12 protein-coding genes are annotated in these 13,392 nt (G+C 60.4%); all 12 read right to left on the bottom strand.

Annotated features, from left to right (window positions below; all coding sequences use genetic code 11):
- Positions 1-5 precede the first annotated feature (5 nt).
- Positions 6-881, bottom strand: coding sequence for a type IVB secretion system protein IcmH/DotU (gene icmH / locus KKQ10_RS05920; protein WP_127648115.1), 876 nt, complete (start codon positions 879-881; stop codon positions 6-8).
- A 5-nt stretch (positions 882-886) separates the two neighbouring features.
- Positions 887-2,218: a type VI secretion system baseplate subunit TssK gene (gene tssK / locus KKQ10_RS05915; protein ID WP_007962327.1), complete on the bottom strand. Its 1,332-nt coding sequence runs from the start codon at positions 2,216-2,218 to the stop codon at positions 887-889.
- 2 nt (positions 2,219-2,220) lie between these two features.
- Positions 2,221-2,721 (bottom strand): type VI secretion system lipoprotein TssJ, encoded by a 501-nt coding sequence (gene tssJ / locus KKQ10_RS05910; RefSeq protein ID WP_007962325.1) that lies wholly within the window; start codon positions 2,719-2,721, stop codon positions 2,221-2,223.
- A 5-nt stretch (positions 2,722-2,726) separates the two neighbouring features.
- Positions 2,727-3,920 carry a type VI secretion system-associated FHA domain protein TagH gene (tagH, locus tag KKQ10_RS05905; RefSeq protein ID WP_215500529.1) on the bottom strand — a complete coding sequence of 398 codons (1,194 nt, stop codon included), beginning with the start codon at positions 3,918-3,920 and terminating at the stop codon, positions 2,727-2,729.
- 18 nt (positions 3,921-3,938) lie between these two features.
- Positions 3,939-4,079, bottom strand: coding sequence for a hypothetical protein (locus KKQ10_RS05900; RefSeq protein ID WP_003229566.1), 141 nt, complete (start codon positions 4,077-4,079; stop codon positions 3,939-3,941).
- A 210-nt stretch (positions 4,080-4,289) separates the two neighbouring features.
- Positions 4,290-5,810 (bottom strand): sigma-54 interaction domain-containing protein, encoded by a 1,521-nt coding sequence (locus tag KKQ10_RS05895; protein ID WP_127648118.1) that lies wholly within the window; start codon positions 5,808-5,810, stop codon positions 4,290-4,292.
- Between the two features lie 10 nt (positions 5,811-5,820).
- Positions 5,821-8,478 (bottom strand): type VI secretion system ATPase TssH, encoded by a 2,658-nt coding sequence (gene tssH, locus KKQ10_RS05890; RefSeq protein WP_127648119.1) that lies wholly within the window; start codon positions 8,476-8,478, stop codon positions 5,821-5,823.
- A gap of 11 nt (positions 8,479-8,489) precedes the next feature.
- Positions 8,490-9,497 (bottom strand): type VI secretion system baseplate subunit TssG, encoded by a 1,008-nt coding sequence (gene tssG, locus KKQ10_RS05885; RefSeq protein ID WP_127648120.1) that lies wholly within the window; start codon positions 9,495-9,497, stop codon positions 8,490-8,492.
- Positions 9,461-11,248, bottom strand: coding sequence for a type VI secretion system baseplate subunit TssF (gene tssF, locus KKQ10_RS05880; RefSeq protein WP_095667998.1), 1,788 nt, complete (start codon positions 11,246-11,248; stop codon positions 9,461-9,463). The genes tssG and tssF overlap by 37 nt, the downstream gene beginning before the upstream one ends.
- A gap of 69 nt (positions 11,249-11,317) precedes the next feature.
- Positions 11,318-11,740 carry a hypothetical protein gene (locus tag KKQ10_RS05875; protein WP_215500528.1) on the bottom strand — a complete coding sequence of 141 codons (423 nt, stop codon included), beginning with the start codon at positions 11,738-11,740 and terminating at the stop codon, positions 11,318-11,320.
- 270 nt (positions 11,741-12,010) lie between these two features.
- Positions 12,011-12,397: a hypothetical protein gene (locus tag KKQ10_RS05870; RefSeq protein WP_215500527.1), complete on the bottom strand. Its 387-nt coding sequence runs from the start codon at positions 12,395-12,397 to the stop codon at positions 12,011-12,013.
- Positions 12,394-13,386: a DUF6402 family protein gene (locus KKQ10_RS05865; protein WP_215500526.1), complete on the bottom strand. Its 993-nt coding sequence runs from the start codon at positions 13,384-13,386 to the stop codon at positions 12,394-12,396. Before KKQ10_RS05865 ends, KKQ10_RS05870 begins: the two co-directional genes overlap by 4 nt.
- Positions 13,387-13,392 lie beyond the last annotated feature (6 nt).

Below are 13,392 nucleotides of genomic sequence, written 5' to 3'. Positions count from 1 at the left end.
CCCTGTTACGGCTGCGACTGCGGTTGGACCGCGGCCGGATCAAGCGGCTGATAAGGATGCAGAACGGTGTCGCGCTGCTCGCCCAGGACCCAGGCGAAGCCCGAATACATCACCACCAGGCACACGAAAGTGAACAGCACCACCATCCACGCCGGCACGATGCGCACCAGGTTGCGGCGCTGGTCGTTGAGGCCTTCCCAGTGCGGCGACAACTCGCGCGGCACGTCGCCACGCAACTGACGGATCTGCCGGTACAGAGCGTCGCGGATGCCTTCGAGTTCGAGCATGCCACGCGCTTGCACGCGGTACTTGCCCTCGAAACCGAGGGACAGGCACAGGTACATCAGCTCGAGCATCGGCAGGTGCTTGACCGGGTTCTTCGACAGGCGATCGAGCAGCTGGAAGAACTTCTCGCCACCGAAAGTTTCGTTGTGGAAGCTGCTGAGCAGGCTCATCTGCGACCATTCGCTTTCGTTGCCCCACGGCGTGGTCACGACGGCTTCGTCGACCACGGTGCAGAGCACGTAACGGGCGGCCATCACCTGGCTGCTTTCGGCGCCGTTGTGCAGGGCGCGCACTTCAAACAGCTTGAGCCCGGCGGTCAGGCGCTCGTTGAGCGCGTAGAGGTCTTCGCGGGTTTCGCTGTGCTTGAGACGCACCACTTCCGAGAGCAGTTCGGAGGACGCCGCCACCAGCGAATTGAGGCTGATGTTGAAGGCCTCCGCCGGGCGCAGGCGCGCGGCGTAGATCATCCGTTCTTCCAGTTGCTCGAAGCGCGGCGGCGCGGCGAAGTCGGTCAGCGGACTCGCTGCCGGTCCGTGGCCCTGACGATCGAGCAGGACGGTTTTGTCGTCCTGGTTGTAATCCGTTTCCTTGATCATGGCGGTCAGTTCCTGATGGCCCAGAATTTCAGTTCAAGCTCGGCAAATTCGCCGGACACGTGGAACGCGAAGCCGCCGGAGCGCTCGAGTTGCGCCAGGTCTTCGGAACTGAGTTCGAGGATGAAGTAGGTTTTGTTCGAGTGGAACGCGATCTGCCGCGGGGCCACCGGCAACGGTTTGACCTTGATCCCCGGCAGGTGCAGGTTGACCAGTTGGCGGATACGCTCCACCGGGCCGACCTTGAGGTGCGCCGGCAAGCGGTGGCGCAGTTCTTCGGAGTCGCAGTTGGCACTCGCCGCCAGCACGAACGAAGCCGAGCCCAGCAGTTTGTGGTCGTGCAACGGCGACACGATGATGCCGTACTGACGCGCTTGCAGGATCAGTTCGATGGCGTGCTGTTCGAGCACCATCGACAGCACCTGACGAATCGCTTCCATCAGTTTGCGGAAGCTCGCGCCCTGATCGGCGTGGGAATAACGGCTGTCCAGGCGCGGGCGCTTGCTGTCGCTGGAGAAGGTCGCCAGATCGCCGAGCATGGTCAGCAGCGTGCGGTACAACTCTTCCGGGTGCACCTGCTCCAGACCGAGGTAGTGGCGCAGCAGCAGTTCGGTGCGGTTGATCAGTTGCAGCATCATGAAGTCGCCGACTTCCGCGCCGCCGACCTTGCCGTTGGAGCGAATCCGCTCGGCAATCGTGTCGCCCCGGTGGTTGAGCATGCTGATGACTTCTTTGAGGCACGACAGCAGATAGCTGGACGCGTGGGCCTGGATGTAGGTCGGCACGAAATCCGGATCGAGGCTGATCACGCCGTCGGGCGTGGTGTCGAGCACGTCGCAGATCTTCAGCTTCACGTAGGCCTGATCGCTCTGCTGCTCGCCGAGCAACAGTTTGAAGTCCGGGCGGCCACAGCTGACCTGGCTGGCGGAATCGTCGCCGGCGTTGGAGTCGGCCACTTCGGCGTCGTACGCGGTGTAACGCGCCAGCACGTCGGACTGCTCCGGACGGCGCGCTTCAATGTGGTTACCGGTGACCAACGGCAGCGCCAGGTAAATCGGCGTGTTGCCGGTGTTCGGCGGTACGTCCAGCGCCAGCGGCTCGGTGTTGCCGCCGAGTTCGAACAGGCTGCCGTCCGGCAGGATCCCCGAGGCGGCACTGATCACCAGTTTGCCCATGTTGAGGAACTGCAGGTCGATCTCCAGATTGAGGAAACCCCAGGTGTAGCCACCCAACAATTGGGTGCGGGTTTTCATCTGGTGATCGTAATAGCGATCGTTGTGCTGGAAGTGCTGCGGACGCAGCAACATGCCTTCCTGCCAAATGACTTTGTGGGTATTCATGTTCAGTCATCCGCCTTGGCGAGCGCTTCATGGGTGTTGCGGATACCGGCCTGATCCAGGGTCAGATCGGCCTCGGTCAGCTCCAGCGGCGTGACCTGCACGGTGTAGCGCCACTTGGTTTCCGGCAGATCACGGTACGCAGCGAGAACGCCGACGTAACGGCTGCCCTCCTCCACGCTGAGTTTCATTTCCACGGTTTCACCCGGGCGCAGTTCGAGTTCTTCGCTGGCCACCAGATCCGGGTTGAGGGATTCCTTGGCGCGCTCGTAGAGGCTGAAGAAATCAGCGTTCTCGAAGGTCACCGGGTGCTTGAGTTCGAACAGGCGCACCACGATCGGCGAAGGACGGCCGTTGAGGTCCGGGTTGAGCTGATCGCTGCCGGTCAGCTTCAGGTTGATCTTGGTCACTTTCGAGTACGGCGACAGCGACGAGCAACCGGCGAGCAGCACCAGCACGGTGAGCGCAGTCAGCGTCTTGAAAAAAGCGGTCGAACGGCGAGACATGCGCATCATCCTTGGTGGTCGGTGTGTAGGGTGGAGATCAGGCGGATCTGTTCTTCGTAGGCCTGGGCGAAATCGCGGGCCAGCAGTCGCTCGCTCCAGTCATCGTCCTGACGCAGTGCCTGGTGATAACGGCCGAACGCTCTCCAGCGCCCGCCCGATGTGGCGATCAACGGCTTGTTGTCGCGCTCGAAACGCAGGGTCAGCTGTTCCGGCGAGAAGTGCTCCAGCGTGCCGCGCACGGCGGCGCGGCTGGCGGTGAGCAAGGCCACCTGGTGCGCCTGCAGATCGCGGAACGCACGAGAGACCGCTTGATCGGCCGGCAGATGACCGGGCTTGTGCGGCTGCAACAGAATCTCCAGCGCTTCGCTCGGATCGACGGCGAATTTCAGCGGGTTCTTGTTGGTGCCTTGCACGGTGGTCTGGGCCAGACGCAGTTCGTTTTTCAGCTCCGAACGGGTGCGCAGGCTCTGCTGCAATCCACCGATGCTCTGCCGCAGCAGACGCGCGGCGTTCAGCGCCAGCGCTTCGCGGGCGTCGTGATCGAGGCCTTTGACATCAACGCCCAGCGCCGCGCCGAAGTGCTCCCAGAACCCTTCGCTCTGACGCTCGACGGCTTTCGGGGCCGGAGCTGGCTCGGGTTCAACCGGGGTAATCAGCTCCGGCACCATCAGGCTTTCCATGTCGATGCGTGCATAGTCGGCGCGCTGACGGGAATCCTCGGGCTTGGCCGTCGGAGCCAACAGCTCGTCGATTTCCGAATAGACGCGCTCTTGCTGTTCGATCGCGTTCAACGGATCAAGGTCGAGAAAGGCGTCGTCCGGAATGATGCTGCCGGCGGCACGCGGACGGCCGACTTCACCGTCGAAGGTCGCCGGGTCACGCACCAGTCGCGCGCGAATCTCGAAGTCGCCGAGCACGTAGGTGCTGCCGTGCTCGATGCGCACCGGTTCGCCCTTGTGCAGGCGCGCGCCGCTGTCGCCATCCTGGACGCCGTTGCTGCTGGTGTCGGTCAGGAAAAACGTGCCTTCGCGGTAGCTGACAATCGCGTGGTGATTGGACAGATGCCGCTTGCGGTCAGGAATGATCCAGTCGCAGTCCTCGCCCCGCCCGATCACGCCACCAGCCTGTTTGAAGGTCTTCTGGCACAACTCGGTGGGCACGAACTGCTTGGTGTTCAGCATTTCGAAAACCAATTCCATGTTTGATGCTCCTTGCGGTCACTTGCCGCGATTGACCGCTTGCGGATCACCCAACGGGCGATAGTCGTTGTCGTTGAATTTGTAATTGCCGCTACAGCCGCCAAGGCCGCATAGAACGACGAGGGTCAGCAGGACAGCGTGCCAGTGACGAACAGACATCAGAGGGTCTCCAGGGGTAGACAAAGCACAAAGCGCCGACCCTTGCGGGCGGCGCTGAAATGAGTTTTTGAGGTGTTCTCGAAGGCTCTACATCGGGGCCTTGAGCCAGACCAACGAGGCGCACGCACCTCCCTCGCCACAGGTAATCTGCAAGCCCTGAGCAAATCATTGGCCACAGGAATGCGGCTCGCCGCTGAGATCAATTTCAGATCAGCCATCGAAGTCACCCAGATTGATATTCAGGCGGCCGAGGCGGTACAGCAGCGTGCGGCGCGGCAAGCCCAGTTCGCGGGCGGCGAGGGTCTGGTTGCCGTCGTTCTTGCGCAGGCAATCGAGCAACAATGTGCGTTCGACCTTTTCCAGGCGTTCGCGCAGATTCAGGCCGCTGTGGTCTTCGGGCATCGGCTCCATGCGCAGGGAAAAGTGTTCGGCGAGCAATTCGCCGCCCTCGCACAACAGCACCGCACGCTCGACCAGCGCCTTGAGTTCCCGCACGTTGCCGGGGAAGGTGTAACCGGACAGGTGTTCAAGCGCCGCACTCGACCAACGCACCGGATCACGCTGCAAATACGCGCAGGTCTTCTCGGCGAAGTGGTGAGCCAGTTCGAGGATGTCGCCTTCGCGCTGACGCAGGGCCGGTAGCTCGATCGGAAATTGCGCGAGGCGGTAATACAGGTCCTCGCGGAATTTGCCTTCGCTGACCAGCGTCGACAGATCACGGTGCGTCGCGGCGATGATGCGGACGTCGATCTTGTGGGTGTCGTTGGAACCCAGCGGACGGATCTCGCCTTCCTGCAACACACGCAATATTTTCGCCTGCAACGACAGCGGCATGTCGCCGATCTCGTCGAGCAACAGCGTGCCACCGTTGGCCGCATCGAACAGACCCGCGCGGTCGCGGTCGGCACCGGTAAAGGCGCCTTTGCGATAGCCGAACAGCTCGCTTTCCAGCAGGTTTTCCGGGACTGCCGCGCAGTTCTGCACGATGAACGCCTGAGAGCGTCGCGGGCCGCAATCGTGGATCGCCCGGGCAACGACTTCCTTGCCGGTGCCGGTCTCGCCGCGCAGCAACACGGTGTACGGGCTGTGCAGGACTTTGCTGATCAGCGAATGGGTCTGACGCATCGCCGCGCTTTTGCCGATCAGGCCATAACCACTGATGCTTGGCACACTGCGCGCAACCGTTGCCGTTTCCGCCAGTGGCTGACGCAGGCGCTGCAGCAAGTGCAGTTGACCGAGCACGAACGAACCGAGCTGCCCGAGGGAATCGGCAAAGCCTTGCAGGTCCATGCGCCGCCGACTGGCACACAGCAACAAGCCTTCGACCGCTTTGTGCTGATTGACCAGCGGCACACACAGCAGCGATTGCCACGGCGTCGCCGCAGCCGGCAGAAAACTGGTTTCGTGCAGGCTGCCGCTCAAGTCATCGAGGCACACCACGCGGTTCTGACACAGGGCGAACTGCAGCAGTTGCTCACCGTTGTAATCCGCCGGCAGGCTGGTCGCGGCGCGCGGTTGCAGAGCGCCATCGAGGCACTCAGCGTTCATCCCCAGGCAGGTGTGGGTGGCGTCGAGCAGGTACAGCTGCGTCAATTCGCAACCGCTCAGCTCGGCCAGACCGCGCACGAAGTCACCCAGCAGCGCAGCACCGTCTGCCGCGCGCGACAGGCTGGCGAACTGCGCCAGCAAGGCTTCGGCATAAACCAGTGGCTGCGGCACTTGAGTGAACATCACACCCACCTCAGGCGAACTCGCACGTCACGCTGGCGTTGCCATCGAGCGTGGCATGCACACGCTTGAGGCTTTCACCGGTGGCCATCGCATCGAGCAAGCGGTCAGCCACCAGCGGCAGCACGTGCTGATCGAGCAGATGGTCGATCAGGCGCGCACCGCTTTCGCTTTGCGTGCAGCGCTCGGACAGGTGATCGACGAGGTTCTGGCACCAGCTGAAATCCAGCTGACGACGGTTCAGGCGCTCGCCCAGACGACCGAGTTTGATCTCGATCAGCTCGCGCAGCACCGGGCCGCCCACCGGGTAGTACGGCACCACTTTCATCCGCGCCAGCAGCGCCGGTTTGAAGTGTTTGCTCAGCACCGGGCGAATGGTCTCTTCAAGCAGCTCGGCGGTCGGGCGTGCGCCGTCTTCGCAGAGGTCGCTGATCTTGTCGCTGCCCAGATTCGAGGTCATCAGGATCAAGGTGTTGCGGAAGTCGATTTCGCGACCTTCGCCGTCGTTGGCCACGCCCTTGTCGAAGATCTGGTAGAACAGGTTGAGCACGTCCGGATCGGCCTTCTCGACTTCATCGAGCAGCACCACCGAGTACGGCTTCTGGCGCACCGCTTCGGTGAGCATGCCGCCCTCGCCGTAACCGACGTAGCCCGGTGGCGCACCGATCAGACGCGATACGGTGTGCTTCTCCTGGAATTCGGACATGTTGATGGTGGTGATGAAACGGTCGCCGCCGTACAGCAGGTCAGCGAGGGCCAGCGCGGTTTCGGTCTTGCCGACGCCGCTCGGGCCGACCAGCAGGAATACGCCGACCGGTGCATCCGGTTTGTTCAGACCGGCCGCCGTGGCGCGCATCGAGCGGTCCAGTGCGTGCACGGCTTGTTCCTGACCACGGATGCGCGTGCGCAGGTCGGTGGCGAAACTCGCGACCTTGGCGTTGTGCTCGCGTGCCAGCTGTGCCAGCGGCACGCCGGTCCAGGCGCTGATCACTTCGGCCACCAGACGCGGGCAGACTTCGAAGCTGACCAGACGCTCCTTGACCTGTGCGGCGGTCAAGGCGCTGTGGGTTTCGTTGAGCTGGGCTTCCAGCGCTTCGACGCTCTGGCCTTCCTCGACCTCGGCAACGAGGGTTTCGATCACGGTGCCTTCGGCGTCTTCTTCAACACTGACGGTCGGCTCGACGGCGGCGGCTTCACGGGCCTTGGCCAGTTGCTGACGCAGTTCCAGCAGGCGCTCGGCCAGTTGTTTCTGTTCAGTCCACAGGCTTTCCAGCGCGACCATTTCGCTTTCGGCTTCGTCCAGCCGCGCTTCCAGTGCATCCAGCGCTTCGTGGTCGATCAGCAAACCGGCTTCGGCATCACGACGCAGGGCCTGACGCTGACGGCCACCTTCGGCCAGTTCGCCACGCAGGCGCTCAAGGCTTTCCGGGGCAGCGGCGAGGCTGATGCGCACACGGGCACACGCAGTGTCGAGGACGTCGACAGCTTTGTCCGGCAGCTGGCGACCGGCCAGATAGCGGGCGGACAGCTCCGCGGCGGAGACCACCGCGTCATCACGCAGGTAAATGCCGTGGCTCTTCTCGTAAACCTGCGCCAGACCGCGCAGGATGGTCACCGCTTCGCTGACGGTCGGTTCGTGCAGCTGCACCGGCTGGAAACGACGGGCCAGCGCCGGGTCTTTCTCGAAGTATTTCTTGTACTCGGCCCAGGTGGTGGCGGCGATGGTGCGCAGTTCGCCACGGGCCAGTGCCGGTTTCAGCAGGTTGGCCGCATCGGAACCGCCGGCATTGCCGCCAGCGCCGATCAGGGTATGGGCTTCGTCGATGAACAGGATGATCGGTTTCGGCGAGGCTTTGACTTCGTCGATCACGCCTTTGAGACGACGCTCGAACTCACCTTTGACGCTGGCGCCCGCCTGCAGCAGGCCCATGTCCAGCGACAGCAGTTCCACGCCCTTGAGCACTTGCGGCACTTCACCGGCAGCGATGCGCGAGGCCAGGCCTTCGACGATGGCGGTCTTACCGACACCGGCCTCACCGACCACAATCGGGTTGTTCTTGCGCCGGCGGGCGAGGATGTCGACCATCTGGCGGATCGCGCCATCGCGGCACAACACCGGGTCGAGTTTGCCGTCGCGGGCCTGTTGGGTCAGGTTGTGGGTGAAGCGCTGCAGCAGCGATTCGCCCTGGGCCGCCGGCTTGCCGTTGGCGGCTGGTTGCTCCTGTTGCGACAGGGCGAACTCTTTCAGGCGATCGATGTTCAACTTGGCGAGCAGCGGCTGATAACGGCTGCCGGCATAGCGCATCGGGTTACGCAGCAGCGCGAGGATCAGCGCGGCGTCTTCGACCTGGGTCTGGCCCAGTTCGAGGTTGGCCACCAGCAGCGCATCCTGCAGCCACTGCACCAGCTCCGGGGCGAACACCGGGTTGCGCGAGGCACTGTGTTCAACGCGAGATTGCAGCGCGGCGCTCAGTTCGCCGGCATCGACGTCTGCATCCTGCAGCGCGCGCGACAGCAAACCATTCGGCCGCTCCAGCAGCCCCAACAGCAGGTCTTCGACGAGGATCTTGCTGCCGCCACGGGCAACGCAACGTTCAGCCGAACGCTCCAGATCGCGACGGGTTTCGGCGTCCAGCGCCTGGATGAGTTGTTGCAGGTCTACGTTGATCATGGCTCACGTCCTTAATGAATTTTGCTGCCCAGAGTCACCACGCCGTCTGCTTTTTCGCAGCCCAGCCAACTGGTCCACCCCAGGCGACAGTCGTTCTTTTCACCAATGCGCAGTTCGCGGATTTCTTCCGGGCGCAACACCAGGCGAATGTCGTAATCGAGCGGGTCACGCAGGGTGAACCGCACCAGCGCGCACAGCGGCTGGTAACCGAACCCGATCGGCAGGAATTCGTGGAATCGCTCCCAGTCGAGTTCGGTGATGTGAATGCGGAATTTGCCGCTGCGGTCGCGCACCCGCTCACCCAGCACCAGGTCTTCACCAAGCAGGCTGTTGGCGCGACCGAGGCGGTTGCGCTGCTCGTCGAGAATCTCCACGCGGCGCTCGATGCATTGCTCGATGACCAGGTCTTCGTGCTTGAAGTAGTAACGCAGCACCGCTTCGATCAATGCCGCCGAATGCGCCCGCAAGCTGAGCAAACCGAGGTACGGCAGCAGGCGTTTCCAGTTCAGTTCCTTGGCCTTGCGGATCTCTTCGCCGCCCAGACCGATCAGCGCAAACAGCTGCGAGGAAAACGGGTCGATCGCGCCGCTCTGGAAGCTGGCGCGATAGCGATACTTGCGCCAGATCGGCAGCATCAACCGTTGCAGGCGATGGTGGAACAGGTCGAGGAAGTTGCGCGTCGGGTTGCCGTCCTCGCTGTCGCCCAAGGCCTGCTCGCCGTAGAACGCTGGCAACGGAGACCCCGAACCGACCAGACCGATCAGGTTGAAACGCATGCGCGCGCGCATCTGCCCGTGTTCTTCGAAAAACTCCACGCGATCGACGTCGCTGCGCGGAAAGCCCAGGCTCGGGTTGGCCTGGAACTCCACCTGATCGTACAGATCGTCTTCGCTCAGGTACGGGTGTGCCTCGCGCAGCCGATCGATCACCAGCAGCACGGCCTGAAACAGCGAGTACTCGCGTATTACCTTTGTCAGCCCGCTTAAAGCAGGGGCTGAAGGCCCATACGTGGTGTCCATTGGTACACCTCTCCCTGTGTGCTTTTTACTCGCAGCTCGTGGTACGAATTGAGACTGGCGTAAAGCGCGAAAAACTCGTTAAGAACCGAAGCGAAAACGAACAGGTCGCCTTCGCCGATATACCCTTCCGGGTCGATGGTCAGTTCGGTGCGCAGACCACGCACCGGCAAGCCACGGTGCAGCCGGTCGACGTGGTGATGCTTGATGTGCTTGAGGCCGCCGAGCAGGCGTTTGCTGACCTTCTCCGCGTGCTGGTCGTAGTAGCGCGGCAGGTCGTAGGTTTCGAGAATCACCTTCAACGCGTTGACGTCGGCGAGCGACAGATAGTTGAGCGACATGTTGCTGATCAGCTTCCACAGGAAGTCACGGTTCAGCGGCGGTGCAAAACTCGACGTGGCCGGGGTGATGTTGCGGAAACTGAGGAACTCCGGGGTCTCTTCGCAGGCCATGCAGATGTCGCCGAGCTTGAGCTTGCGCGGCAGGTTCTGGTTGGTGCACATCAGCTCGATCGACAGGGTTTCGTGGGCTTCGGTGTGGCGGATGCCGAAGCTCAGGTAGGTGTCGAGACCGTCGTGCAGCAACGACGAGCGCTGGCGGATGCTGTAGTGCGGACGGCTGTTGGGCACGTCGAAACTCGGGTCGTGTTCGAAGGATTCGAACGGCACGTATTCCTGATAACCGAGGCCGCCGGGCTTCCAGCCGGTCACGGTTTCCACCGAGAACACGCCGCAGTTTTCCAGATCGTATTCCGCCGGCAGCAACAGGTACTCGTCCTGCTTGCCGTCGAGGCGGATCGGCAGTGCGTCGTGCGCGAACAGGTTGGCAATCGGCGTGCAGAACAGCTTCACGTTATCCAGGGTCGGACGCATGCGCATGATGCCGCTCTTGCGAATGTCGAAACGCAACTCCAGGCCGCGCATCTGCTTGAGCGTGTCTTCCGGCAGCGCCTTGAGGATGTCCAGACCATTGACGTCGACGAACAGGAACTTGTCCTGGAAGGCAAAATATTCCTGCAGGTAGCGATAGCCACGGAAGGTGTTCAGCGGATACGGGATCAGCGCTTCTTCTTCGGCAAAACCCACCGGCTTGACCCGGTCACCCGGAATCTTGAACGCCATCGGCTTGCCGCTGACGCCATCGATGGGTTTGCCAGCACCGTCGAGCGGGATCAGTTCGATGCCTTCAAGGTTGCGCAACAGGCTCAGGTAGAGCATCTGGCTGATGTAGCGCTCACCGGCAAAGTGCAGGCGCAACTTGCTCAGCTCCAGCTCACCGAGGTGGCCATCGGCGCTCATCTCCAGACGCAGGCTGAGCAGCGAGCCGTCACCCTTCACAGAGTAGTTCAGCGCGGCCAGATCCAGCGGCAAGACTTCGGTTGGATAGCAGGTGCGGAAGCGGCACCGCACGTCTTCGATCGGCTTGCTTTCAATCGGCGTGTCACGCTCGACCACCAGCGCCGGGCCCGAACGCTTCAGCGGATCGAACTGCAGAATGCTGAACGCCGGCAGCGGACGCATGTAGTTCGGCCACAGCAGTTGCATCAGCGAATGGCTGAGCTCCGGCAGCTCGTCATCGAGCTTCTGCCGCAGGCGCCCGGTCAGGAACGCAAAACCCTCCAGCAGCCGCTCCACATCCGGGTCCCGCCCGGCCTGCCCCAGGAACGGCGCCAACGCAGGACTACGCTCGGCGAAACGGCGACCGAGCTGGCGCAGTGCGGTGAGTTCGCTTTGGTAGTAGTGGTTAAAGGACACGGGTTACCTGCCTGGTAGTGGAAATCATGAAAATACCAACCTGATGATTACGCTCGATACCTGACCTGCTCATTGGATGGCACTCTCAGGCTGGCTCGGCTGGATGCGCCCGACCTTGTTTCGCGATGCCCAACGCAACTCGGTAACTTGAGAAGCGAGGATTGCCAGCAACGTGACGCAACCTTGAGCCACACCATAAAACAAGGCTCTCAATGGGTTGTCGGGTAGCATCCAAAGCAGGATGAAGCCCACCATAAGGCTCAGGATCATCAGCTTGGCGACAAGATTCGGGATCAGCGCAGCTATCAAATTGACACCAAGAAAAATGTAAAACAGCGCGTAGCTGGCCATACCGATAGCAACTCCACGGGTGGTGAACCCGCCGTTCAGATGCTTGTAGGCATGTACGACTGCATTATTCAAAAACACGTAGGCCACACATCCCACGGCATGGAAAAACAAGCAAATGGCAAGACGGGTGTGGTTGCTCATGCTGGTCTCAGATTTCCGTACCACGATCCAAAGCCATGAATAGCTACAACAGCGGCCAAAACCGAAAGCGTTAGGGCACGGTGAAGGCGTGAGTGTCGAGCCGCGCGATGCGAAGCTGTCAGTAGCAATACCAAACTCAATATCGCCAGACAGCCAAACAGGTCACTGTCAGCAACGCCGGCCAGATACCCCTGTAAGCTCATTGCGTCCATGCTTACCGTTCTCCTACTTTCTCAGCTGGCGAGACCAACTTATTTTTGAAATCAGGCATTAACGACACTCTGAAACTATCCAACTTTCCCAGCCTTCAGAGCCTGGATAAACAATCATCTCTCCGCGAAACTCAGGGGTAATACCGGGACTGCCCTCGTCCCGCCAGAGATACCATTCTGATGTTTTTAGCAGATCATCATTTTTTGTATAAACACGATAAAAATACGGACTACTGAAATACTTGAAAAGACGCCCGACCACTACGCCCAAAAAATTGTAATTGGGCACATAGGTTGCGATATAGCAACTACCAGAATCATTCCAGTCAACGTACAGGGGCTTCGCGGCCTTCGAGCTAAGCACCTTCAAGCTCAAAAGAATCAAAACCGGCACAAGCGCGCACAGTGAAAGAATTAAGACCCACTTTTTAGGTGAAGCTTTCATGGCATCGCCTTTGGCTTGATCGATCGTTGCGAAAATTCGGCAAAGTCTGCAGCGGTGAAACGATGATGAATTGATACGGGGATTTTCTTGACCGTAGAGTACACAAACAAATCACCACCCTTTCCAAAACTATTGCGGTAATTGTTGTAGCTATCGTTGGTCACCTTGAAATAAAGCTGCCCCTCGTCTTCGTATGTTTTTGGCGAAGTTAAATATGCATAAACGCTAGGCCTGACAACACTGTCGTGATTCCAGTATCCGAGCAACTGGTCGTCACCATCTTCATTCAAAAACTCATAGGTATCACGTACATAACACCCAATCTCTTCAATCGTTAATGTAGCAGGCATTTTTTTCGTCTTGGGCGTGGTACTGAATTTCGTGACTGCAAACTTAACCACGAATCCACCCAAAGTACCGTACACGTCATCAAGTGGATTGTTCTTCTTTTCCGAAGTGGTAATCCCGATCGATCGAAAATTATATTGGGTAGCAGTCTCCAGCATTCTTGCGCTCAAGGCACTGTAGTCATGAGAGCCCCTTACGAGATCCTGGCCAGTTTCATCAAGAACTCCGAGTGTTCTCATGCAAGTCATAAATTGCAAAAGTCCCGGTGCTAACTGCGTTAGTCCTCTCTGACGACCGATAAACTCATTGTATTGACTGGGGCTTGTGGCCTTCGCAAGAAGCTCCTTGATGGTTTCACCTGTGTGGGGCGAGGAGGAGGTGAGCCATTCAAAATCCAAATCATCAAACAGCTTTTCTGCGGTGATTTTGTCAACAGCGAGACGCCCCCGCTTCTCGCTTGGGGACATCTCAAAAGGCGCACCGTCGAACCAGCGCTGCATGAGTCGAGCACTTTCCTTCCAGCCCATTTTCCTCATCACACCCGGAATATCTGTGATCTGGAAGCTATCGACAGCCGCCTCCGCTGGCTTCTTGTCAGAGGAAGGGGTGAGTTGAGCTGTTACAGGAGTGGGTGCCGGCATGCGATA

Origin of the sequence: Pseudomonas sp. MG-9 (assembly GCF_018729515.1) — a bacterium.
GTDB classification, from domain to species: domain Bacteria; phylum Pseudomonadota; class Gammaproteobacteria; order Pseudomonadales; family Pseudomonadaceae; genus Aquipseudomonas; species Aquipseudomonas serboccidentalis.
The sequence above is the reverse complement of the archived record's forward strand: the minus strand, read 5'-3'. Positions and strand labels throughout refer to the sequence as shown.